This window comes from Nonomuraea sp. NPDC001699, assembly GCF_053596455.1.
On the sequence record NZ_JBSFGF010000014.1, the window covers coordinates 184,555 to 207,152 of the forward strand.

At 73.5% G+C, this 22,598-nt stretch carries 19 protein-coding genes; 14 read left to right on the forward strand and 5 right to left on the reverse strand.

The window, feature by feature from the left end; all coding sequences use genetic code 11:
• Positions 1-21 precede the first annotated feature (21 nt).
• Both ACWCSU_RS34695 and ACWCSU_RS34700 read left to right on the forward strand, forming a co-directional pair.
• Positions 22-1,671: an FAD-dependent oxidoreductase gene (locus ACWCSU_RS34695; RefSeq protein WP_357694532.1), complete on the forward strand. Its 1,650-nt coding sequence runs from the start codon at positions 22-24 to the stop codon at positions 1,669-1,671.
• A complete protein-coding gene (locus tag ACWCSU_RS34700; protein ID WP_357694534.1) occupies positions 1,668-3,098 on the forward strand; it encodes an ATP-binding protein in 1,431 nt (476 codons plus the stop codon). The genes ACWCSU_RS34695 and ACWCSU_RS34700 overlap by 4 nt, the downstream gene beginning before the upstream one ends.
• A 15-nt stretch (positions 3,099-3,113) precedes the next feature.
• Here ACWCSU_RS34700 and ACWCSU_RS34705 read toward each other — a convergent pair whose 3' ends face one another.
• Complete coding sequence (locus ACWCSU_RS34705; protein WP_364093910.1) at positions 3,114-4,115, reverse strand: ROK family transcriptional regulator; 1,002 nt, start codon at positions 4,113-4,115, stop codon at positions 3,114-3,116.
• 74 nt (positions 4,116-4,189) lie between these two features.
• Here ACWCSU_RS34705 and ACWCSU_RS34710 point away from each other — a divergent pair, with 74 nt between their 5' ends.
• From ACWCSU_RS34710 to ACWCSU_RS34720, 3 genes are read left to right on the forward strand one after another with little or no spacing between them, the layout of a single operon-like run.
• The gene (locus ACWCSU_RS34710; RefSeq protein ID WP_449940639.1) at positions 4,190-5,353 is read left to right on the forward strand and encodes an MFS transporter; all 1,164 of its coding nucleotides are present in this window, start codon (positions 4,190-4,192) and stop codon (positions 5,351-5,353) included.
• Between the two features lie 46 nt (positions 5,354-5,399).
• A complete protein-coding gene (locus tag ACWCSU_RS34715; protein WP_449940642.1) occupies positions 5,400-6,467 on the forward strand; it encodes an LLM class flavin-dependent oxidoreductase in 1,068 nt (355 codons plus the stop codon).
• Between the two features lie 2 nt (positions 6,468-6,469).
• Positions 6,470-7,957: an AMP-binding protein gene (locus tag ACWCSU_RS34720; protein ID WP_449940644.1), complete on the forward strand. Its 1,488-nt coding sequence runs from the start codon at positions 6,470-6,472 to the stop codon at positions 7,955-7,957.
• On the opposite strand, the gene ACWCSU_RS34725 is transcribed toward ACWCSU_RS34720, so the two are convergent.
• Entirely contained in the window at positions 7,942-8,571 is a 630-nt protein-coding gene (locus tag ACWCSU_RS34725) for a TetR/AcrR family transcriptional regulator (RefSeq protein WP_449940646.1), read from the reverse strand. The genes ACWCSU_RS34720 and ACWCSU_RS34725 overlap by 16 nt on opposite strands.
• A gap of 98 nt (positions 8,572-8,669) precedes the next feature.
• Here ACWCSU_RS34725 and ACWCSU_RS34730 point away from each other — a divergent pair, with 98 nt between their 5' ends.
• A complete protein-coding gene (locus tag ACWCSU_RS34730; protein ID WP_449940649.1) occupies positions 8,670-9,803 on the forward strand; it encodes a cytochrome P450 in 1,134 nt (377 codons plus the stop codon).
• Between the two features lie 9 nt (positions 9,804-9,812).
• Here ACWCSU_RS34730 and ACWCSU_RS34735 read toward each other — a convergent pair whose 3' ends face one another.
• Positions 9,813-10,721 (reverse strand): cyclase family protein, encoded by a 909-nt coding sequence (locus tag ACWCSU_RS34735; RefSeq protein WP_364093894.1) that lies wholly within the window; start codon positions 10,719-10,721, stop codon positions 9,813-9,815.
• Positions 10,722-10,750: 29 nt separating this feature from the next.
• Here ACWCSU_RS34735 and ACWCSU_RS34740 point away from each other — a divergent pair, with 29 nt between their 5' ends.
• Positions 10,751-11,959 (forward strand): serine hydrolase domain-containing protein, encoded by a 1,209-nt coding sequence (locus ACWCSU_RS34740; protein WP_449940652.1) that lies wholly within the window; start codon positions 10,751-10,753, stop codon positions 11,957-11,959.
• Between the two features lie 14 nt (positions 11,960-11,973).
• Here ACWCSU_RS34740 and ACWCSU_RS34745 read toward each other — a convergent pair whose 3' ends face one another.
• Together ACWCSU_RS34745 and ACWCSU_RS34750 are read right to left on the reverse strand one after the other, a co-directional pair.
• Positions 11,974-12,711, reverse strand: coding sequence for an SDR family NAD(P)-dependent oxidoreductase (locus ACWCSU_RS34745; RefSeq protein WP_449940733.1), 738 nt, complete (start codon positions 12,709-12,711; stop codon positions 11,974-11,976).
• On the reverse strand, positions 12,711-13,301 hold the full coding sequence (locus ACWCSU_RS34750; RefSeq protein WP_449940655.1) for an isochorismatase family cysteine hydrolase: 591 nt from the start codon (positions 13,299-13,301) through the stop codon (positions 12,711-12,713). Before ACWCSU_RS34750 ends, ACWCSU_RS34745 begins: the two co-directional genes overlap by 1 nt.
• Before the next feature lie 168 nt (positions 13,302-13,469).
• On the opposite strand from ACWCSU_RS34750, the gene ACWCSU_RS34755 reads away from it, so the two are divergent.
• From ACWCSU_RS34755 to ACWCSU_RS34785, 7 genes are all read left to right on the forward strand, one after another.
• Complete coding sequence (locus tag ACWCSU_RS34755) at positions 13,470-15,263, forward strand: protein kinase domain-containing protein (RefSeq protein WP_449940658.1); 1,794 nt, start codon at positions 13,470-13,472, stop codon at positions 15,261-15,263.
• Positions 15,264-15,311: 48 nt separating this feature from the next.
• Positions 15,312-15,671, forward strand: coding sequence for a Zn-ribbon domain-containing OB-fold protein (locus tag ACWCSU_RS34760; RefSeq protein ID WP_357694556.1), 360 nt, complete (start codon positions 15,312-15,314; stop codon positions 15,669-15,671).
• The gene (locus ACWCSU_RS34765; RefSeq protein WP_357694558.1) at positions 15,668-15,991 is read left to right on the forward strand and encodes a VOC family protein; all 324 of its coding nucleotides are present in this window, start codon (positions 15,668-15,670) and stop codon (positions 15,989-15,991) included. The genes ACWCSU_RS34760 and ACWCSU_RS34765 overlap by 4 nt, the downstream gene beginning before the upstream one ends.
• 15 nt (positions 15,992-16,006) lie before the next feature.
• Positions 16,007-17,521 carry a class I adenylate-forming enzyme family protein gene (locus tag ACWCSU_RS34770; protein ID WP_449940660.1) on the forward strand — a complete coding sequence of 505 codons (1,515 nt, stop codon included), beginning with the start codon at positions 16,007-16,009 and terminating at the stop codon, positions 17,519-17,521.
• A complete protein-coding gene (locus ACWCSU_RS34775; protein WP_449940663.1) occupies positions 17,518-19,551 on the forward strand; it encodes an acetate--CoA ligase family protein in 2,034 nt (677 codons plus the stop codon). Before ACWCSU_RS34770 ends, ACWCSU_RS34775 begins: the two co-directional genes overlap by 4 nt.
• Positions 19,538-20,287, forward strand: coding sequence for a glucose 1-dehydrogenase (locus tag ACWCSU_RS34780; RefSeq protein ID WP_357694564.1), 750 nt, complete (start codon positions 19,538-19,540; stop codon positions 20,285-20,287). Before ACWCSU_RS34775 ends, ACWCSU_RS34780 begins: the two co-directional genes overlap by 14 nt.
• Positions 20,288-20,533: 246 nt before the next feature.
• On the forward strand, positions 20,534-22,579 hold the full coding sequence (locus ACWCSU_RS34785; RefSeq protein WP_449940666.1) for a CHAP domain-containing protein: 2,046 nt from the start codon (positions 20,534-20,536) through the stop codon (positions 22,577-22,579).
• The last annotated feature ends 19 nt before the right edge of the window (positions 22,580-22,598 follow it).

Genomic DNA, 22,598 nt, shown 5'->3' on the forward strand with positions numbered 1-22,598 from the left:
CATTGGGGAGAAGGTAGGGGAATGGACAAGCCGGTCATCGTGACGGTTGACGACGACCCGGGGGTGTCGCGGGCGGTGGCCCGTGACCTCAGGCGCCGGTACGGCCATGAGTACAGGATTGTCCGCGCCGAGGCTGCCCAGGACGGCATCGAGGCGGTCAAGGAGATGCGGCTGCGCGGCGACGAGGTGGCGGCGATCCTGGCCGACTACCGGATGCCGCAGATGAACGGCGTGCAGTTCCTTGAGGCCGCCATGGACATGTATCCGTACGCGCGCCGGGTGTTGCTGACCGCCTATGCCGACACCGACGCCGCGATCCAGGCGATCAACGTGGTCGACCTCGACCATTACCTGCTCAAGCCGTGGGACCCGCCGGAGGAGAAGTTCTACCCGGTGATCGACGGCCAGCTCGACGCCTGGATGCGGACCGACCGGACGGCGCGTCCGGAGCTGCGTGTGGTGGGCGACCGGTGGTCGGCGCGCTCGTACCAGGTGCGGGACTTCCTGGCCCGCAACCATGTGCCGTACCAGTGGATGCTGGCCGAGGACCCGGAGGGCGCGCAGCTGGTGAAGGCCGCCGGCGAGGGTTGTCACCTGCCGCTGGTCGTCACCGAGGACGGCACCACGCTGGAGTCCCCCGACCAGGCCGCGCTGGCCACCGCCGTCGGGCTGTCCACCACCCCGGCCACCGACTTCTACGACCTGATCGTGATCGGCGGCGGGCCCGCGGGCCTGGGCGCGGCGGTCTACGGCGCGTCGGAGGGGCTGAACACGGTGCTGGTCGAGGCGCACGCCTCGGGCGGCCAGGCGGGCCAGAGCTCCAGGATCGAGAACTACCTCGGCTTCCCCGACGGCGTGTCCGGGCAGCAGCTCGCCGACCGGGCCCGCAGGCAGGCGCTGAAGTTCGGGGCCGAGCTTCTGAGCGCGCGCAAGGTCACCCATCTGGAGCCGCGCGGGCAGGCGCGGGTGATCGGCTTCAAGGACGGCGGGGAGATCGCCGCCCACGCGGTGATCCTGGCCACCGGCGTCACCTACCGGCGGCTGGAGGCGCCCGGCCTGGACGAGTTCGTCGGCAGGGGCGTCTTCTACGGCGCCGCGCTGACCGAGGCGCCCGCGTGCAAGGACATCGAGGTCTACATCGTCGGCGCGGCCAACTCGGCCGGGCAGGCGGCCGTCTACCTGGCGGGATTCGCGAGCAAGGTCCATTTGTTGGTGAGAAGTGATGGTTTGGAGAAATCCATGTCCCACTACCTCATCGAGCAGATCAACGCGATCGACAACATCGAGGTCAGCCTCCTGACCGAGGTCGTCGGTGGCGCCGGTGACGACCACCTCGAACGGCTCACGCTGTCGACCAAGGGCGAGGAGCGCACGGTCGACGCCCAGTACCTGTTCGTGTTCATCGGGGCCGAGCCGTACACGTCGTGGCTGGGCGAGACGGTCGAGCGGGACGCCAAGGGGTTCGTGCTCACCGGTCCCGACCTGGTGCAGGGCGGCCGGCGTCCGCGCAACTGGACGCTGCGCCGCGAGCCCTACTACCTGGAGACCAACGTGCCGGGCGTGTTCGCCGCGGGCGACGTACGGGCCGAGTCGATCAAGAGGGTGGCCTCCGCCGTCGGTGAGGGCGCGATGGCCGTCGCGCTGGTGCATCGTTATCTGGAGAAGCAATGACCGACACCGTCGACATCGACGAACTGCGCAAACTCTTCCTGTTCGAGCGGCTGACCGACGAGCAGCTCGCCAAGCTGGCCGCCAGCGGCCGGGTGCGCTCGTACGCCCAGGACGAGGACATCGTCCGGCAGGGCGAGCCGGCCGAGTGCTTCGCCGTGCTGCTGGAGGGCGAGGTGCAGATGATCAACGAGACGGTCAGCGCCGGGACCGTCGCCATGCCGCGCGCCTCCCAGCCCGGCGTCTACGGCGGCGCCACGTCGGCGTACCTGGGCGACCGGGCGCCGGAGACGTACCAGCACACGCTGCGCGCGACCGCGCCCTCGCGGATCTTCCTGCTGCCGGCCAAGAAGTTCGCCTACATCGTGGCCGAGTGGTTCCCGATGGCGATGCACCTGCTCGACGGCATGATGTCGGGCGGGCGCATGCAGCGGGAGATCATCGACCGGCGGCAGCGGCTGACCGCGCTCGGCACGATCACCGCCGGGCTCACGCACGAGCTGAACAACCCGGCGGCGGCGGCGGTGCGCGCGGTGAGCGAGCTGCGTTCGCTGATCAAGGCCTCCCGCATCCAGCTCGCCCAGCTCGCCGAGGACGGCATCCCGCCGGAGAAGCTGCGCACCCTGATCGAGGCCCAGGAGGCGTGCACGAGCAACCTCGGCAACCAGCCGCAACGCTCCCCCCTGGAGATCTCCGACGCCGAGGACGAACTGGGCGAGGCCCTGGAGGACGTCGGCGTCCAGGACGCGTGGGAGCTGGCCCCCGCGCTGGTCAACGCCGGTTTCACCGCCGACTACCTGCAGAAGATCCGCGGCAAGGTGGGCGAGGAGCACACCCCGGCCGCCCTCCACTGGCTGGCCGAGGCCATCGAGATCTCCCAGATGCTGAACGAGGTCACCGAGGCCACCGAGCGCATCACCTCGCTGATCCGCTCGGCCAAGCAGTACTCGCAGATGGACCGGGCGCCGTTCCAGATGATCGACGTGCACGACCTGCTCGACAGCACGATCGCCATCTTCCGCGGCAAGGTCCCGCCGGGCGTCAGCGTGGTCACCGACTACGACCGCACGCTGCCGCTCATCCCCTGCTACGCCGGCGAGCTGAACCAGGTGTGGACGAACCTGATCCACAACGCGCTCGACGCCATGGGCGACGAAGGCACGCTGACCGTCCGCACGGCCCACGACGAGGACGAGGCGATCGTCGAGATCGGCGACACCGGCCCCGGCGTGCCCGACGCGATCAAGGACCGGATCTTCGAGCCGTTCTTCACCACCAAGAGCGTGGGCGAGGGCACCGGGCTCGGGCTGGACATCTCCTACCGGATCGTGGCCGGACGGCACGGCGGCGAGATCAAGGTGCGCTCGGTGCCGGGCGAGACGTGGTTCGAGGTGCGCCTCCCGCTGCGCGAGCCGGTCGCGCAGCAGTGAGCCTCGCGGCGCGGGTCACCAGACGTTGTCCCGCGCCGCGTCGAGGGCCGTCAGCACGGCTCCTTCCAGCACCGCGTTGCCCTCGACCCGGGTGGCCCTGACCTCGGTGGGCGCGGGCGACAGCTCGCGCAGCCGGGCGGCGACCTGGTCGGCCAGCTCGTCGCCGCCCTCCTGGCCCGTGGCCCCGCCGAGCACCACCAGGCCGGGGTCGAGGAGGGTGACGAAGGCGAAGGCGCCCTTGGCGACCCGGCGCGCCCGCTCCTCGGGCCGGGTCGTTGCCTGGAGCAGGAGGCAGAACGGCGTGCCCTCCACGTCGAGGAAGCCGATCTCGCCCGCGCCCCCGGACGCGCCGCGGCGCAGCCGTCCGCCGAGGACGACCGCGGCGCCGATGCCGTCGTCCAGCCAGAGCAGCACGAAGTCGTCGCTGCCCTGGGCCGCGCCGGTGCGCAGCTCGGCGACGGCGGCCAGGTTCACCTCGTTCTCCAGGACGACGGGCACGCCCAGCCGCTCGCGCACGGCGGTCACCAGGCCGGGCCGCCATCCGGGCACGTCGTTGGCCATCACCAGCTCGCCGTCCTTGGGCTTGACCAGGCCGGGCGCGCCGATGACCACGTTGTCGAGCGCACGCCCGGCGGCGGCCTCGGCGACCGTGGCCTCGACGAGGTCGGCCAGGTCACCGGAGATCTCGCGGACGGCCGACCCGACCACGTGCCCGGTGAGGTCGGCGACCGTGACGTTGATGGCCGTGCGGCGCAGGTCCACTCCGGCGACGTGGGCGCGACCGGCGACCAGCGCGTAGAGGCGGGCGTTGGGGCCGCGCCGGTCCTCGCCGCGTTCGCCGGCCTCCTCGATGAGGCCGCCGCCCTTGAGCCGTTCGATCAGGTCGGAGACGGTGGGCCTGGACAGCCCGGTCAGCTCGCGCAGCTGCGGGGCGGTCAGCGGACCGTGCTCCAGCAGCAGGTCGAGGGCGAGCCGGTCGTTGATCGCACGGGCCATGGACGGGGTCGCGGTCTTCACGCCGCCCATAATAGTCAGGAAGGCTCCCTGATAGCTCTTTTCATCAGGAAGGTTGCCTGATAGTTTTTCCCGCCATGAGCCCTCATCGCGCCATCGCGGCCGTCTTCGCCGCCCACGGCGCCGTCGCCGGCAGCTTCGCCACCCGCATCCCCTGGATCCAGGAGCACGTCCACCTGAGCGCGGGCCTGCTCGGGTTCGTACTGCTCTGCCCCTCGATCGGGGCGTTCGCCGCGATGCCGCTGGCCAGTCGCCTGGCCCACCGGTTCGGCAGCCGGGCCACCACGCGGGTGCTGCTCGCACTGTGGTGCGGCGGCCTCGCCCTGCCGGCCTTCGCCCCCGCGCCCGTCTGGCTGTTCGCCATCTTCCTGCTGTACGGCGCGTCGGCCGGCATGTGCGACGTCGTCATGAACGCCCATGGCGTCACCCTCGAAAGGCACCTGAACAAGCCGGTCGTCTCCGGCCTGCACGGTATGTGGGCCGTGGGCAGCCTGGCGGCCGGCGGCCTCGGCACCCTGGCCGCGCAGGCGGGCATCGACGCCCGCCTGCATCTCGGAGTCGTCGCCGCCGTCCTGGTGGTCCTGGGCGGGATCGCCGGTCGCGGCCTGCTGCCCGACGGGCCGCGGGCCGCCGACGCGCCCGCGCCGCGCCGCTTCGCCCTGCCCTCGCGCGCCATCCTGGCCGTCGGCGTGGTCGGGTTCTGCGGCACGTTCGCCGAGGGCGCCAGCTCCAACTGGGCCGCGGTCTACCTGACCAACGTCGCCGACGCCGGGCCGGGGGCCGCCGCCGCCGGTTACACGATCTTCATGCTCTGCATGGCCGGGGCCCGGCTGGCGGGCGACCGGGTGGTGCGCCTGACCGGCCCCGTGCGGGCGGTCCGGATGGGCGGGATCGTCGCGGTCGCGGGCGGCGTGCTGGTGGTCCTGTCCCGTACGCCGGTGCTGGGCGTCATCGGGTTCGCGCTGGTCGGGCTGGGGGTCGCGGTCGTCGTGCCGCTGGTGTTCACGGCGGCGGGGAACGCCGGGCCCACACCGGGCGAGGGGGTCGCCGGGATCGCGACGATCACGTACCTGTCGGGGCTGACCGCGCCGGCGCTCACCGGCTGGGTGGCCGGCAGCGTGTCGTACCCGGCGGCGTTCACGCTGGTCACGGGGGTCCTGGTGGCGCTCACGGCGCTGGCGCCGGTGCTGCGGCCGCGGCCGGCCGCGCGGGAGGTGGTCCGGGAGCGGCAGCCGGCGTGATACGCTCCCAAGCGAGCGCTTGGTTTACATACGGAGAGGCCGCCGCATGAAGTTCTCGACCTTCCACCTCTTCCACCGCTTCGACGGCCAGAGCTTCAAGGACGTCTACGACTACCATCTGGAGCTCATCGAGCTGGCCGAGGAGCTGGGCTTCGACGGGGTACGGCTGGCCGAGCACCACTTCCGCGACTACGGCGTGGCGCCCAACCTGTTCACGATGCTCGCCCACGTCGCCGCCCGCACCTCCCGGATCAGGCTCGGCACCGGCATCGTGGTGCTGCCGCTGCACAACCCGATCCACGTGGCCGAGGAGGCCGCGCAGGTGGACGTGCTCTCCGGCGGCCGGCTCGACCTGGGGATCGGGCGGGGGTACCAGAGCTTCGAGTTCGAGGGCTTCGGGATCGACCTGGCCGAGGCGCGCGACCGGTTCAACGAGGCGCTGGAGGTGATCCTCGGGCTGTGGACGCGGGAGTCGTACCGGCACGAGGGGAAGTTCTACCGGACCGGCGCCGAGGTCACGCTCGCGCCGCGCCCGCTGCAGTCGCCCCACCCGCCGCTGCACGTGGCCGCCGTCTCCCCCGAGACCGTCACCATGTACGCCGAGCGCGGCCTGCCCGTCCTGGCCGACCCCGCCGCGACGTTCCGCAAGGTCGTCAGGGCGGCCGAGACCTGGCGGGAGACGGCCGCGCGGGCCGGCCACCCGGCGGGCGCGGAGCTGGTGGTGGCCCGCAGCGTGTACGTCGCCCCCACGCTGGAGCGGGCCCGCGAGGACCAGGCCAGGTTCGAGGCCTCCTTCGACCGCTCGCGCATCTTCAACGAGCGCAGCGCCCCCATCGACCCGAGGACCGGCAAGGCCGCCCAGGGCTTCGAGTACTACCAGGACCGCTACCTCAAGGGCGGCTCGGTCTCGCCCGACTTCCGCTGGGAGCAGCTGGAGGTCATCGGCGACCCCGCCCGGGTGATCGAGCAGGTCTCGCTGCTCAGGGACGCCGGCTTCACCAACCTCCTGTGCGACTTCGGCAGCACCAGGCCCATGCCGCTGGAGGACATGAAGCGGGTCATGCGCTTCTTCGCCGCCGAGGTCATGCCGGCCTTCGCCCCCGCAGGAGGATGACGATGATCCACAGCCTGACCCTGTCCGACGTCCTGGCCGACCACGCCCGCAGCCGCCCCGGGGTCACCGCCGTGGTGGACGGGGACGTGCGGCTCACCTACCCCGAGCTGGACGACCGCGTCACGCGGCTGGCCGACGCCCTGGCCGGGCGCGGCGTGGCCGCCGGGGAGCGGGTGATGTGGCTCGGCCAGAACTCGCACGCCGTGCTGGAGCTGCTGCTGGCCTGCTCGCGCCTGGGCGCGGTGCTCTGCCCGGCCAACTGGCGGCAGTCGCCGGACGAGCTGCGTTTCGTCCTGTCCGACCTGGCGCCCAGGGTCGTCGTCTGGGAGCACTCCGACGCCGCCGCCGAGCTGGCGGACGCGGCCACGTGGGTGCTCGCGGGAGAGGCGTACGAGGAGCTGGTCGCGGGCGGCTCGGCGCGGGAGTTCCCGCAGGTGGACGACGCCGAACCGGTGCTCGCGCTCTACACCGCAGCCTTCGGGGGCCGGCCGGGCGCCGCCCTGCTGAGCAGCGCCGCCCTCGTCGCCCACAGCGCCACGCTGCTCGTCGTACGCCAGATGGAGCCGGGGTTCACCTTCCTCAACGACGGGCCGCTCTTCCACGTCGGGACGATGATGTTCTGCCTGGCCACCCTCCAGATCGGCGGCACGAACGTGTTCACGCCCGCCTTCGACGCCGAGGAGGTCTGCCGGCTGGTCGACGCCGAACGGGTGACGCAGGCGTTCCTGTTCGGGCCCATGATCGACGCGGTCGCGGCGGCGAACGCGGGCGGCAAGTACGACCTGTCGTCGCTGCGTTTCGTCGCCCACTCCGCCGAGTGGGACGACATGATCACCGTGGACGACTCCCCCTGGTGCCGCTCGAAGATGGGCGGGTACGGGCAGACCGAGGTGGGCGGCATGCTCACCTTCCTCGGGCTGGCCGAGGGCGGCGCGGGGTTCGCGGGACGGCCGTCGCCGCTGGTCCAGGTGCGCATCCTGGATCCGGAGGGCGTGGAGGTGCCGGTGGGCGAGACGGGCGAGATCTGCGCGAGGGGCAAGACCCTCTTTTCCGGATATTTCGCCCGGCCCGACTTAAATGAGGCGAAGTCGCGGTACGGGTGGCATCACACCGGCGACCTCGGCCGCCGCGAGCCCGACGGCACCATCACCTTCATCGGCCCCCGGCTCCGCATGATCAAGTCGGGCGCCGAGAACATCTACCCCGCCGAGGTCGAGCGCGCGCTCAGGACCCATCCGGCCGTCGCCGACGCGGCGGTGATCGGCGTGCCCGACCCCCGATGGCACCAGGCGGTCAAGGCGGTCGTGGTGCTCAGACCGGACGCCGCCGCCACCCAGGACGACCTGGTCGCGCACGTCAGGGGTGAGCTGGCGGCGTACAAGAGGCCCCGCCAGGTGGTGTTCGCCGACGCCATCCCCAAGCAGGGTTTCACCCCCGACTACGACGCCCTCGACGCCGCGTACGGCGGCGGCAACTACCCGGGCGCCTGACCCCCGCCCTCCGTACGGGCGGCCTGCACCGGGAGCCCCGCCTCCAGGTGCGCGAGCGCCTTGTCCAGCTCGGCGGGGCCGTCCATGGCCGGGTTCCGGACCCACTCGAACCACAGGGCCACCATCACGCCCGTGACGGCCCCCGTGACGTTCCTGATCTCCGGGTCGGCCGCGTCCCGGCCCTGGCGCGCCGCGAGCTCCTCCCGCAGCGTGGCGAGCACGCCGGTGACGTTCTCCAGGCTGGCCGCCCACAACTCCGGGACGGTGAGCATGAGCTTCTCCCGTTCCATGCCGTCGGCGATCTCCTCCGGCGTCTGGGCGTCCGTGACCGCCCGCATGGCCAGGCGCACGGCCCGGACGGGACCCACCTCGGCGGGCACGGCCCTGAGCGCCTCGACGAAGGGCGGGAACTGGTCGAGCAGCACCAGATCCTCCTTCGTCGGGAAATAGCGGAAGACGGTGCTGGGCGCGACCTCCGCCGCCTCGGCGACCTGCTCGACGGTCGTCGCCGCGTAGCCCTGCTCGCGGAACAGGCGCAGCGCCTCCTTCTGGATCAGGGCGCGGGTTCTGGCCTTCTTCCGCTCGCGCAGGCCCTGGGCGGGTCGTTCGCTCATGTCACCGCATTCTCCGGGCCGGCGTCCCGCGCGTCCACTCGTCGGAGCCCGATGCATATCGCTATACAACTCTCATTTGAGAGTCTACTCTCACAATTATGCGACTTCCCATCGAACGTCCGGCGGAATGCCCCTTCGATCCCCCGGCGGGGCTGGCGGGCCTTCCGGCGATGAGCCGCCTGGAGTTCGCCGACGGCCATCTCGGCTGGCTGGCCACCACGGCCGAGGCCGCCCGCGCGGTGCTGGGCGATCCCCGGTTCAGCGCCCGGCAGGAGCTCAAGCACCAGGCCGTGCACCCGAATCCCGCCGGGCTCGGCACGCCCGCCCCACCGGGCTTCTTCGCGGCCATGGACCCGCCGGAGCACACCCGCTACCGGCGGCTGCTCACCGGCCGGTTCACGCTGCGCAGGATGCGCCTGCTCGAAGCGCGGGTCGAACGCATCGCCGCCGACCACCTCGACGCCATGGCCGCCGCCGGGCCGCCGGCCGACCTCGTGACGGCCTACGCGTTACCGATCCCGTCGCTGGTCATCTGCGAGCTGCTCGGCGTCCCGTACGCCGATCACGACCTGTTCCAGGAGCTCAGCGCCCGGCTCGTCACCTTCGGCGAGGACGGCGCGGGAGCGCTGGCCGAGCTGACCGGCTACCTGCGCGGGCTGGTCCGCCGCAGGCGCGGGGAGCCGGACGGCGGCCTGATCGGCGACCTGACCGGCGACCTCGACGACGACGAGCTCGCCGGCCTCGCGGTGATCCTGCTGGTGGCAGGGCACGAGACCACGGCGAACATGCTGGCGCTCGGGGTGTTCGCGCTGCTGGCGTACGGGCGCCCGTACGAGGACGGCGCGGTCGAGGAGCTGCTGCGCTGGCTGTCGATCCTGCATCTCGGCGCGCCTTCCAGAGCCGCCCTGGAGGACGTGGAGGTGGCGGGCGTGACGGTCAGGGCGGGCGAGACCGTGGCCCTGTCCCTGCCCGTGATCAACCGCGACCCGGCCGTGTACGCCGCCCCCGACCGGCTGATCCCGGACCGGCCGGAGGCCCGCCGCCACCTGGCCTTCGGGTACGGCGTGCACCAGTGCCTGGGCCAGCAGCTCGCCAGGATCGAGCTGCGGATCGGCTACCGGGCGCTGTTCGAGCGTTTCCCCGGTCTGCGGCTGGCCGTGCCGGCGGCCGAGGTGCCGGTCAAGGACGACGCCTCGGTGTACGGCGTCAGGAGCCTCCCCGTCACCTGGTGACCGGCCCGCTCACAGGACGGCGAGCGGGGTGATCGGGCTGCCGGTGCCTCCTTCGATGCGCAGCGGCGCGGCCACGAACACGAACTCCGTCCGGCCGGCCGCGCCCAGCTCTTCGAGCCAGAGCATCTCGACCAGGTGGACGCCGTGCCGGTGGAGCAGGATGAGGTGCAGGTCGTCGGCGGCGCACTCGTCGGCGAGCTGCCGGTCGTTCAGGCCGCCGATCGCCGCGTTGTCGCAGGCCACCGCCGACACGTCCTGGGCGGCCAGCCAGGAGCCCGCCTCCGCCGACAGCCCCGGCTGCCCCGACCAGTACTCCTCGCGCGACCGCTCCCAGACCAGCGGCCAGCCCGTACGGATCACCGCGACGTCCCCGGGGCGCGGCGTGGCGATCTCCTGGAGCAGCCGGGCGGGGACGCGGAAGCCGGCCGGCAGGTGGTCGAGCCCGAGGCGCCGGGGCACGTCGAACAGCACGCCCCTGGCCACCACGCCGCCCACGTGCTCGATCCCGCACCGGGTGGCGCCGTAGGAGCGGACGCGGGCGGCCGGGTGGCCGTTGTAGAGCAGGTCGCCGGTCCACATGTGGCACAGCGCGTCCATGTGGGTGGTGGTGCCGTGGTGGGTCACCAGCAGGGCGTCGTCGGCCACGCGCAGGCCGTCGCCGACGGGCCGGGCGCCCGCGGCGTAGTCGCCGCCGTCCACGGACATGAAGTGTTGCGGCAGCGGACGGCCCCGCAGGTGCGGGACGGTCGTGGGCGCGGCCGAGGAGGTGGCGCCCCTGATCGGCATGGCCAGGCTCAGCACCTCGCCCGTGACGGCGCTGCGCAGGGCCTCCAGGACGACGGCGGGGGTCAGCAGATTGAGGGTTCCGCGCTGGTCGTCTGGGCCGAATCGTCCCCAGTTGTTAGGCTCGTGCACCAAGTAAGCGCTTCCTTTCTTGCGGAGGTCTGATGTACTGCGATCCCCGGTTCTCCCGCGTGCGCGAGGCGTTCGAGCGGAACTTCGCCGAGGGCGAGGAGCTGGGCGCGGCGGTGGCCGTCTATCTCGACGGCGAGCTGGTCGTGGACCTGTGGGACGGGGTCGCCGACCGGAACACCGGACGGGCCTGGGAGGCCGGCACCCCGGCCTTCGCGTACTCCTGCACGAAGGCGATCGCGGCCACCGTGCTGCTGCGGCTCGCCGAGCGCGGCCTGGTGGACGTGGGCGCGCCGGTCGCGGACGTGTGGCCGGAGTTCGCCGCCGGGGGCAAGGAGGCGGTCACGGTCGAGCACGTGCTGACGCACTCCTGCGGGCTGCCGGTGATCGAGACGCCGGTGCCGGCGGAGGAGTTCGAGGACCAGCCGGCCGTCGCGGCCCGGCTCGCCGGTCAGACGCCGCTGTGGGAGCCGGGGACGGCGCACGGGTACCACGCGTTGACGTACGGCTTCCTGGTCGGGGAGGTGGTGCGGCGGGTCACCGGGAAGTCGGTGGGCGAGCTGGTGGCGGCGGAGATCGCCGGGCCGCTGGGGCTGGACCTCTGGGTCGGGGCCCCCGACGACGTGATCCCCCGCGCCGCCCGCCTCAAGGCCCCCACCCGCCCCCGCCCCTCCCCCGAGACCCCCACCCCCGGCCCCGAAAGCCTCACGGCCGCCTCCGAGAACCCCGCTCCCTCCGGCGGAGGGACCGGCGGGCGGGATCTGCTGGGCGAGATGAGCCGGGCGGCGCTCGATCCCGGCAGCCTGATGAACCGGGCGCTCGGCAACCCGGCCATCCGCCTGCTCGAAGGCGGCGCGAACAACCCGGTGATCCTGCGCGCCGGATGGCCCGCCGCCGGGGTCGTCACCACCGCCAAGGGCCTGGCCGGGTTCTACCGCGCGCTGGTCGGCGGCGACGTCCTCACCTCCGCGACCCTCCAGGACGCCCTGCGCCCCCGCGTCAGCGGCCCCGACCGCGTGCTGTTCATGGACACCACGTTCGGCCTCGGCTACATGCGCCCGTCGTTCACGTTCCCGATGCCGTCGCGGACGGCGTTCGGCCACTCGGGCATGGGCGGCTCGCTCGGCATGGGCGACCCCGGCCGCGGCCTGGCCTTCGGGTACGTGATGAACCGGATGGCCGACAGCCTCACCGGCAACCTGCGCGGCCTGCGCCTGATCGAGGCCGTCTACCGCTCCCTGTGACCCCACGGCGCTCGTCACTGCATGGTCACGCCGCCGCTCACCGACAGCGTCTGGCCGGTGATGTAGGCGGCGCGGTCGGTGCACAGGTACGCGATCAGCCCCGACACGTCGGCGGGCGTGCCCAGCCGCCGCAGCGGGATCCCCTTGGCGATCTTGTCCACGAGCCCCGGCTCGGCCTCGGACACCCGGCGGAGCATCGGCGTGTCGGTCGGCCCCGGGCAGACCACGTTCGAGGTCACCCCGCCTTTGGCGGCCTCGCGGGCGAGCGTCTTGGCCAGGCCGAACAGGCCCGCCTTGGTCGCCGCGTACGCCCCCTCGCCGCCCGACCCGGCCCTGGCGCCGTCGGAGGAGACGAACACCAGCCGTCCCCAGCCCCTGGCCGTCATTCCGGGCAGCAGCAGCTTGGTCATGAGCATCGGGCCGCGCAGGTTGACCTGCCACATGAGGTCCCAGTCCGCCGGATCGCTCGCCGTGAACGGCCGCACGATCGACACCCCGGCGTTGTGCACGAGCACGTCCACGGGCCCGGCCTCGGCGCAGAACGCCTCGACGGAGGCAGGCGAGGCCAGGTCCACGGCCAGCGCCCGCGCCCCGGGCAGGGCGGCGGCCGTCCGGCGGGCGCCCGGCAGGTCCACGTCGGCGACGACGACGCGGGCGCCGAGCGCGGCGAGGTCGGTCGCCACGGCCGTGCCGATCGCGCCCGCTCCCCCGGTGACGACGGCGACGCGGCCGTCGAGGCGCAGGCCGTCCATCACGTCCACGCCCGGACCAGGTCGGCCGCGGCGACGCGGGTGGCCAGCAGGCCGACCGTGTTCCGCAGGACGGCCTGCGCGTAGTCCTCGGGGATGCCGGCCACCGCGTCCTTGACCACCGTCACCCGGTAGCCGAGGTTGACCGCCTCCAGCGCCAGCCCCGGGATGCCCAGGTTGAGCGAGACCCCCATCGCGACCACGGACGAGACGCCCAGGGAGCGCAGCGTCATGTCCAGCGAGGTGCCGGTGAACGGCGAGAACCCGTGGTGCCGCCGGCTCTCCAGATCGCCGTCCTCGCGCAGATCGGGCAGCACCTGCACGGCGGCCGTGCCCTCCAGCATGTGCGCGGGGTCCTTGAGCAGGGAGACGATGAACGGGCAGTTGCCGGTGTGCGAGCCCGCCCGGTCCGGCCGGAAGGCGGCCGTGCAGTGGATCACCGGGAGGCCGGCCGTTCTGGCCGCGCGCAGGACGCGGGCGGCGTTGGGCACGACGTCGTGGCGGGCACAGGCCGCCACCAGTTCCGGAAATTTCGTGAGATCGCCGACGACGCCCCGCTGCATCTCCATCACCAGCACGGCCGACCGCTCCACCCGCAGCCTCCATCATTTAGCCGAGCGCTTGCTTGGGCAAGCCACAGCATAACACCGCCCCCACGACCTCACTTTTCTCCGCAAAGACGGAAATTTCTCCAGACGTGACAACCCACACCCCGGGTGAGACCGTCGAATGCACGACGGCCTGCCTGATGGGGGTTGGACTTGGTCCCTGGTTACCGTGAAGTTCGCCAGCTCGGCGCGGGCCGCACCGGCCGCGTGTTCCTCGCCACCTACCAGTCCACCGGCGCCTACGTCGCGATCAAGTACCTGAACGCCACCCTGCGCAGGGACCCCGAGTTCATGGACCGCTTCAGGGCCGACACCCACCAGCTCGTCGAGATCGACGACGCCGACGTGGTCCGCCTCTACGAGTACGTCGAGACGCCCGACCGGGCCGCCGTCGTCATGGAGCTGGTGGACGGCGTCTCGCTGCGCACCTTGCTGGCCGAGCACGGCCGTACGGCTCCGGAGGCGGCGCTCGTCCTGCTCAAGGGCGTGCTGGCCGCCCTGGCCGTCGCGCACGAGAGAGGCGTGCCGCACCGGGACGTCAAGCCGGAGAACGTCCTGGTCCAGGCGGACGGCACGAGCAAGCTGGCCGACTTCGGCGTGGTCGTGCACGCCGAGGAGCCGGGGGTGCCGGCGGGGAGCCCGGCGTACATGTCGCCCGAGCTGTGGACGCAGGGACGGGCCGGCCCCTCGGCCGACCTGTACGCGGCGGCCTGCCTGCTGTTCGAGGCGGTCAAGGGGCGGCCGCCCTACCGCGCGTACAAGCAGGGCCAGGACGGCGAGCAGGACGTCGCGGCGCTGCGGGACCTGCACCTGATGGAGCCGGTGCCGCTGGAGGTGGTCCCGGACGCGCTGCGCGACCTGCTCAGACACGGGATGGCGAAGGACCCGGCGCTCAGGTACGCCTCGGCCCGGCAGTTCGCGGCCGAGCTGGAGGAGGACGCCGTCGCGGGGTACGGGCCCGGCTGGGAGCAGCGGGGCCGCCGCCGGCTCGCCGAGCTGGCCACGCTGCTCGCGCTGCGCTTCCCGCTGGCGGCCACGACCGAGCGGGAGACGCGGTCCCCGATGGGGGTCCGGGGCCGGGCGGTGCGGCTGCCCGCGCTGCCGCCGCACCTGTGGGTGGCGGGCGCGACGGTGGTCGCCGTGGCGATCGCCCTGATCATCTCCGGCGGACGGCTGTCGCCCGGCGCGGGCACGATCCTGATGCCGCAGCCGAAGCCGTCGGGCGAGCTGAACCCGGCGCCGGTCGACGCCCGCACGCCGACCCCCCGGAGGAGCGCGCCCGCCACGGACCGCGGCAGTGCGTCCCCGCCCGCCACCGGCGGGCCGCGCGTCCCCACCGGCCCGCCGCGCGGGTCCACCGGCCCGCCGCCGGTCCCGTCCAGCGCCGCGCCGCCGGTGCCGACGCAGGCGCAGAGCGGGACCGCCCCGCCGCCGCCGGCCGTGCGGGAGGCGAGCATCACCCGGTGGAGCGGCTCGGCGGGCGCGATCAGCGTGTCCGCGGACGGCACGGGGCCGGTGCGGCTGCGGATCGCGTACACGCGGCGGCTCGACGACGGGCCGGTCGCCACCGTGCGGCAGGAGACCCTCACGCTGCGCGGCAGCACCGCCTACACCAGCGGCGTCCGGCACGATCCCGGGGACGTGGACTGCGGGGTGCGGGCCTACCTCGGGATCGTCGTCATGACCGAGCCGGCGGCGGTCAACGGGCCCCAGGTCAGCGAGGTCGCCGTGGACGGGCCCACCTGCCCCACCCCGACCCGCTCGGGCCCGGCCACGCCGTCCGGCGCCCCGTCAACCCCGTCGTCCTCGACGTCCTCGACGTCCTCGGCCGGCGGGCGGCCCGTCGCGCGTCCCACGCAGGGACCGCCGTCCCCGTCCGCCGGGACCTCTCCGGAGTACGCCCTCCCGCCCGCCTCCCCGGAGGGCGGGCTGGTGCCCGGCGAGTAGGGGCGCGGGCCCTTGTCGGCCAACCAAGCGTGCGCTAGCTTGGCAGCGATGAGCGGTGACACCTCCCCCACCGGCGCGGGGACGCGTGGCGAGCTGGTGATCCGGCGCTGCGTGTCCTGCGGCCGCCGCGGCTGGCTGCCCGAGCCGTCCTGCCCGGCGTGCGGCGGGGACGAGCAGGCCGCCGAGCCCGCCGAGGGCACGGGGACGGTGCACACGTTCACCGTCGTGCACCGGTCGTTCGCGCCCGGCTACCGGGGGCGGGAACCGTACGTGCCGGCGTGGGTGGACCTGGACGAGGGGGTGCGCGCGTTCGGGCACGTCGTGGGATGCGCGCCGGAGGAGGTCCGCGTCGGGATGCCGGTGCGGGTGACGTTCGTGGACGATCTGCCGCATTGGAGGCCCGCATGAAGCTCGGCAACGTGCTCATCCCCGTCGCCGACCTGGACGAGGCGATCGCCTTCTACGGCCTGCCGGTCACGTTCAGGGACGGCGACAGGTTCGCCGCGCTGGACGGCGGCGGCGTCACCGTGGCGCTGGCCGGACCCGCCGAGCACGTCACCGCGTCGGCGGCGCCGTCGTACAAGGTGGACGACGTGGCGGCCACGGTGCGCGAGATGGCGGCGCGCGGGGCCGAGGTGGTGCGCGCGCCCGAGGACGGGCCGCACGAGAGGCGGGCCGTGCTGCGCGACCCCTCAGGAAACACGTTCGTGCTCTACTCGCCCCTCTGACCTGGAGGCACCCCCATGGCGCGATCACCCTACGGCAACTACGGCCACGCGATCCTGACCGCGGGAGCGCTGCGCACGCCCGACCGGGTGGCGCTGACGTACTGCGGCGAGCGGAGCTTCACCTACGACGAGCTGAACCGGGCCGTCAACCGCCGCGCGAACGCCCTGCTCTCGGCCGGGATCGCCCCTGGGCAACGGGTGGCGGCGCTGCTCAACGAGACGCTGCTGGTCGCCGAGGTCTACCTCGCCCAGGCCAAGATCGGGGCGGTGACGGCGGCGCTCAACCCGTACTGGCCGGTCGAGACGCTGCGGGCGGTGGTGGCCGCCTCCGGCTGCACGGCCTTCGTGTACGACCCCACGGTCGCCCAGGTGGTCGAGGAGATCAGGGACTCCCTCCCGGACGTCACCACCTGGATCGACGCCGGCGAGCTGACGGGCGGCCCGGCGGAGGAACCGCCTCTGGGCGGCTTCCACGACGACCCGCTGGCCCTCTACTACACCTCGGGCACGACCGGCCTGCCCAAGGCCGTCGTGCACACCCACGCCTCCTCCCTGGCGACCGCCCAGATCTGGCTGGACGTGCCGCGCGGCCCCGACTCGGTGTTCGGCACCGGAGCGATCATCTGGGGCATCGGCTTCCCCGCCATCGTCGGCCCGGCCCTGTACGCGGGCATGCGCCTGGTGCTGGAGCAGGACTGGGGACCGGCGAACTTCCTGCGCGTGGTGCCGCGCGAGCGGGTCACGCACGTGTCGCAGATCCCGTCGTTCTACACGGCGTTGCTGGGGTCGTCCGAGCACGAGGGGGTGGACCTGTCGTCGATCCAGGTGATCATGCTGGGCGGCGAGCCGCTGACCGCGACCATGCTGGACCGGATCAAGGCCAGGCTGCCCGGCGCCGGGGTCTACTCCTACTACGGGCAGACCGAGGCGCCGTACACGTGCATGGGCCGCGTGGACGACGGCTCGACGCCGCTCGGCTCCTCCGGACGGGCGCGCACGGGCAACGCCGTACGGATCACCGGCCCGTCCGGCGCCGCCGTGACCGGCGAGGTCGGTGAGATCAACCTGGCCGGGCCGCACCGCATGGCGGGCTACGACGGGCCGGACGACCACGGCGTGCTGCGCGGCGACTGGTACGTGGGCGGCGACCTCGGGACGCTGTCGGCCGACGGCGTGCTGCGCGTCCTCGGCCGCCGCGAGGACTCGATACTCAAACACGGCCAGTGGACGCAGCCCGCCACGATCGAGGAGGCCGTCTCGGCGCTGGACGGCGTGGCCGAGGCCGGCGCGGTGGGCGTCCCCGAGGGGGCGGCCGAGCAGCGGGTGCTGCTGGCGGTCGTGCCGCGCGCCGGGCAGTCGCTGGACGCCGCCAAGCTGTCGCTCGCCCTGGCCGACACGCTGCCCCCGCACCAGCGGCCCGACCACATCGTGGTGACCGGCGAGCTGCCGCACTCGCAGGACGCCTCCGGCGGCCCCGGCAAGCTGCTGCGCCGCCGGATCCGCGAGCAGCACGGGCACCTGCTCGGGTGAGCGTCCAGGAGCGCGAGGGCCGGGACGGTCCACGGGAGCACGAGGTCAAGGCGCTGGTCGCGGCGGCCGGGGTGCCGGTGCCGCGCGGGGTCGTGGTGCGCGACCTGGACTTCACGGCGGCCGGGGAGCTGGCCGGGCCGCTGGTGCTGAAGGCGTTCGGGCCGGGGCTGGTGCACAAGTCGGAGGCGGGGGCCGTACGGCTCGGCCTGCGGGCGGACGAACTCGCGGCGGCGGCCGGGGAGATGCGTTCGCGGCTCGACGTGGAGGGGTTCCTGGTCGAGGAGCAGGCGCCCGCCGGGGTGGAGCTGATCGTGGGGCTGGTCGGCGATCCGGGGTTCGGCCCGGTGCTGCTGGCCGGGCTGGGCGGCGTCTGGACGGAGGCGCTGCGCGACACGGCGCTGCGGCTCTGCCCGATCTCCGAGCGGGACGCCCGGCTCATGCTGGACGAGCTGCGCGGCTCGGCCCTCCTGCGCGGCCACCGCGGCCGGCCGCCCGTGGACGTGGACGCCGTGGTCAAGCTGCTCATGACGATCGGCGGCCCCGGCGGGCTGTGGGAACGGCTGGAACTGGGCGAGTTCGAGCTGAACCCGGTCATCGCCACCCCTTCCGGCGTGACCGCGGTGGACGCCCGGTACCTGCCCGGCGAGCCCCGCCCGTCCGCCGCCCGCGCGCCGGCGGACTTCCTGCCGCTCTTCGAGCCCCGCGCGGTGGCCGTCGTCGGCGCCTCCGCGAGCAGGCCGAACTTCGGGAACATGTTTCTCGACTTCTACAAGGCCGCCGGCGTGCCGCTGGTGGCCGTGCACCCGTCCGCCTCCGAGGTGGCGGGGGTGCCCGCGGTGCCGTCGCTGGCCGCCGCCGGCGTGGACTACGCGCTGGTGGCGGTGCCCGCCGAGCGGTGCGCCGAGGTGGTGCGGGAGGCGTCGGGCGTCCCGTACGTGCAGGTGATGAGCGGCGGGTTCGGCGAGGCGGGGCGCGCGGACCTGGAACGCGCGCTGGCCGGCGCCGCCCGCGCGGCGGGCACCCGGCTGCTCGGGCCCAACTGCATGGGCGTGTACTGCCCGCGCGGCCGGCAGACGTTCGTCGGCGGCGGCCTGGGACCGGCCGGGACGGTCGCGCTGATCTCGCAGAGCGGCGGGCTCGCGGGCGAGGTGATCAAGGTCGGGGAGCGGCGCGGGCTCGCGTTCAGCCGGGTCGTCACCGTGGGGAACGCGGCCGACGTGACCCCCGCCGAGCTGCTGACCTGGCTGGCCGGCGACTCCGAGACCCGGGCCGTCGGGCTCTACCTGGAGGATCCGCGCGGCGGCCGGGAGCTGCACGAGGCGCTGCGCGCGGCCGGGCTGCCGGTGGCGCTGCTGGTCGGCGGGCACAGCTCGCAGGGGCAGCGGGCGGCGCTCTCGCACACCGGCGGCATGGTGGGCGACCTGCGGGTGTGGGCGGCGGTCGCGGCCCAGACGGGCACGGCGCTGGTGTCCTCCCAGGACGACCTGATCGGCGTGCTGGCCTTCTTCCAGGCGCACGGCTCCCGCGTCACGGACGGCGACCGGGTGCTGGTGATCGGGCCGAGCGGGGGCGCGGGCGTGCTGGCGGCCGACGCGTTCGACCGGGCGGGCGTGCGGCTCGACCCGCTGCCGGACGGCGTGCTCGACGGGCTCGGCCTGGCCGTCGCGGGCAACCCGCTGGAGGTGCCGGTGGGTCCGCGCGGGCGTCCGGGGCTGGTGCCGGAGGTGATCGAGGCGATCGTACGGCGGGAGCCGTACGCGGACGTGGTCGCCCACGTGAACGTGCAGAGCTTCTTCACCTACGGCGACGCGGCCGAACCCCTGTACGCCTACACGCGGGCCCTGGCCGGCGCGCAGGAGGCGCTGCCGCACGTCAGGATCACGCTCGTCACCAGGAACGACGAGTGCGCGCCCGCGGGCGTGGAGGACGAGGTACGGCGGATCGCGGCGGCGGCGGGCGTCCCCGTCTACCGCTCCATGGAGGCGGCCGCGGCGGCCGTCGCGGCAGGAGGTAGTCGTGGGACTGCTTGACGGCAAGGTCGCGCTGATCACGGGTGGGGCCAGGGGCATGGGCGAGTCGCACGTGCGCCTGTTCCTCGAAGAGGGCGCGCGGGTGGTCTTCGGCGACGTGCTGGAGGAGGAGGGCAAGGCGCTGGCCGCCGAGACCGGGGCCACGTACGTGCGGCACGACGTGCGCAGCCCCGGCGAGTGGCGGCGGGCCGTGGACACGGCCACGGAGCTGCACGGACGGCTCGACGTCCTGGTGAACAACGCCGGCATCCTCGCCTACGGCCGCATTCAGGACATGGCTCCCGAGGACTTCGACCGGGTGATCGACGTGAACCTCAAGGGCACCTGGCTCGGGGTCAAGTCGGTGATCGACCCCATGAAGGCGGCCGGGCGCGGCGCGATCGTGAACATCTCCTCGATCGAGGGCTTCGTCGGGGCGGAGGGGTTGTCGGCGTACGCGGCGTCGAAGTTCGCGGTGCGCGGGCTGACCAAGTCGGCCGCGCGGGAGCTGGCCCGTTTCAAGATCCGGGTGAACTCGGTGCATCCCGGCGCGATCAACACGGCGATGGCGGTGAACCCGGACCTGATGGCCGAGGTGGACGCGGAGGCGTTCGTGAAGTCCATGGTCATCAAGCGGTTCGCGAAGCCGGTGGAGGTCTCGCATGTGGTGGCGTTCCTGGCCTCGGACCGGGCCAGCTACTGCACGGGGAGCGAGTTCACGGTCGACGGGGGGCTGCTGACGGGGGCGGGCTACTAGTGACTCTTTTCTAGTCGAATCATACGTTTTAGGCATGTCTGGCGGCTTGGTTGAGCTGCGGTTATGCGCCCGGTGATGTCTTTGCCTGCTCTTGGGGTGTGCTTGACCTTGGTCACGAAGCGGTAACCTCGCAGCGCACGACACCACAGGTTTCCGGTTTTGCCACACATGTCCCGGGTTACCCCCGTGTACCCCGGTATGTGTGGATAAATCCGGATCTTGACCGGAAGGTTCCCCCATACTTCCATGACGCCCGAGATGCAGAAGTACATCGACCTGCTCGAAAGCCAGCTCGGCTACTCCGAGAAGGCCGGCGCGTACACCAAGTTCGGCGACTGGTACGGCAAGACCGTCGAGTTCGACGCCGACTACTCCGCCGCCCCCTGGTGTGACATGTACCTCTCCTGGGCCGCGCACAAGCTCGGCTTCCAGGAGTGGATCGGGCAGTTCGCCTGGACCGTACGGCACGCCGAATGGTTCAAGGCGCAGGGCGCGTGGGGGAAGACGCCCAAGCCCGGCGCGTTCGTCTTCTACGACTGGAGCGGGACCGGCAAGATCGACAACATCGACCACGTCGGCATCGTCACGCGGGTCGAGGGCGACACGATCTTCACCATCGAGGGCAACATCGACGGCGGCGTCGCCAAGCGCAAGGAACGCGACACCAGCAAGGTCGTCGGCTACGGCTACCCCGAGCGCATCAAGGCGCGCCTGGACGAGGAGGCGGCCCAGAAGCGGGCCGACGAGCAGGCGGCGCAGTCCGCCAGGCCCGGCGACGTGGGAACGCTCCAGCTTCCCGGCGACGCGCTCAGCTCCCTGATCCCGCACGTCGAGCAGGAGCGCACGGGCGAGGTCCCGCTCGCCGCGCGGCCGAAGGGCAAGGCCGACAAGACTGCGAAGACGACGGCGTCCTCGCCTGCCGCGTCCCCGGCCGTGCCGTCACCGTCCGCCTCGCCCGCGACGGCGGCGGCGCCCGCGCCGACGACGGCGGCGGGGAGGTCGGCCCAGAAGTCCAAGCACGCCAAGGCGACGACCGCCGACACCACGGCCGCCACCGCCGAGCCCCTCCCCACGCTGGTGGACGCCTCCTCGCCGGGCTCGCTGTCCACGATCGCCTCCCCGACGCTGGTCGGCTCCGCCCTGATCGCCGCCCTGGCCCTCCTGGCCCTGGCGAAGACCCGTCAGCAGCGCCTCCGCCCGGCCACCGCGTCCGCGAAGACCGCCCGGATGCGCGGCGCCGCCACGGCGATCGCCCCTCTGAGCCTCTCACCGGCGGAAGGCGTCGCCCTGAGCCCCACGGCGGAGGTCGCCGCGCTGCTGGGCGCCGCTTCGCCGGACAGCGGCACGACGGGCGTCACCGTGCCCGCTCCGGGGACGCGCTCCAGGCGCGGCTCCCACGCCGCGCCCTCCCGCCAGCGGCGTCGCCGCAGGCCGTCGGACCCGCGCCACGAACCCACCCACCCCACCTCACACCGCTCCCCCCTCGCCTCCACCCCGCCCCCCGTCTCCCCAGCCCCCACCCGGACGAGCCACTTCGAGCACCCGACCGGCCGTCCCGAGCCCATCCGGACGGCCCGCTCCGAGCACGCGGCCGGCTCCCCTGACCACTTCCGGACGGCCCGCTCCGAGCACCCTGTCGGCTCTCCCGAGCCCGCCCTGGCGGCGTGGTTCGAGCTTTCCGCTCCTGTTCCCGAGCGCAGCCCCGCGAGCGGCGGCTTGGAGGGTGACGGGGATGCCTTCGAGGCGTTCACCGACCGGACGGCGCCGCCGCGGCGGCTCGACAGCGCCTCGTTCCGGCCCGCCCCCGACACCGCGCCCTTCGCGCCCACGTTCGACACCGGCCCGATGGTCGCGATCTCGCTCCCTCCGGCGACGAGCACGTTCAGCGCCTTCTCCCCCAGCCCCCGCCCGGGGGCGGAGGTCGCCGCCCGGACGAGGACGACGTCGCACGCCGCGGAGGCGTCCGGGATCGGCGCGACGTACCGGGGCCGTCGCCGTCGCAGCGAACCCGTCGCGTACGCCCCCGGGCCCGCCGCCTTCACGGACGAGCCCGCCCCCTTCACCGCCGACGCCACCCCGCGCGGCCGCCGCCACCGGCGCACCGCGTCAGCCGCGTCCGCCGCAGCCACCGTGGGCCCCATGGCCCCGCAGAGCGTGTGGAGCCCGTTCCAGCCGACCGGCGGCGGAACGAGCACCGTCGAGACGTTCGTCCAGGACGCCCCCTTGCGCGGCCGCCGCCACCGCACCCGCGAGCTCGTCAGCACCCCCGACTGGGGACGGCAACCCGCCTGAGACGGCCGGCCCCACGCCC

Excerpts from the sequence above, each read along its gene's own strand:
- ACWCSU_RS34740 (WP_449940652.1), top strand. The coding sequence starts at position 10,751 with ATGTACTGCGATCCCCGGTTCTCCCGCGTGCGCGAGGCGTTCGAGCGG.
- ACWCSU_RS34785 (WP_449940666.1), top strand. The coding sequence starts at position 20,534 with ATGACGCCCGAGATGCAGAAGTACATCGACCTGCTCGAAAGCCAGCTC.
- ACWCSU_RS34695 (WP_357694532.1), top strand. The coding sequence starts at position 22 with ATGGACAAGCCGGTCATCGTGACGGTTGACGACGACCCGGGGGTGTCG.
- ACWCSU_RS34730 (WP_449940649.1), top strand. The coding sequence starts at position 8,670 with ATGCGACTTCCCATCGAACGTCCGGCGGAATGCCCCTTCGATCCCCCG.
- ACWCSU_RS34725 (WP_449940646.1), bottom strand. The coding sequence starts at position 8,571 with ATGAGCGAACGACCCGCCCAGGGCCTGCGCGAGCGGAAGAAGGCCAGA.
- ACWCSU_RS34765 (WP_357694558.1), top strand. The coding sequence starts at position 15,668 with ATGAAGCTCGGCAACGTGCTCATCCCCGTCGCCGACCTGGACGAGGCG.
- ACWCSU_RS34715 (WP_449940642.1), top strand. The coding sequence starts at position 5,400 with ATGAAGTTCTCGACCTTCCACCTCTTCCACCGCTTCGACGGCCAGAGC.
- ACWCSU_RS34770 (WP_449940660.1), top strand. The coding sequence starts at position 16,007 with ATGGCGCGATCACCCTACGGCAACTACGGCCACGCGATCCTGACCGCG.
- ACWCSU_RS34700 (WP_357694534.1), top strand. The coding sequence starts at position 1,668 with ATGACCGACACCGTCGACATCGACGAACTGCGCAAACTCTTCCTGTTC.
- ACWCSU_RS34745 (WP_449940733.1), bottom strand. The coding sequence starts at position 12,711 with ATGGACGGCCTGCGCCTCGACGGCCGCGTCGCCGTCGTCACCGGGGGA.
- ACWCSU_RS34710 (WP_449940639.1), top strand. The coding sequence starts at position 4,190 with ATGAGCCCTCATCGCGCCATCGCGGCCGTCTTCGCCGCCCACGGCGCC.
- ACWCSU_RS34720 (WP_449940644.1), top strand. The coding sequence starts at position 6,470 with ATGATCCACAGCCTGACCCTGTCCGACGTCCTGGCCGACCACGCCCGC.
- ACWCSU_RS34760 (WP_357694556.1), top strand. The coding sequence starts at position 15,312 with ATGAGCGGTGACACCTCCCCCACCGGCGCGGGGACGCGTGGCGAGCTG.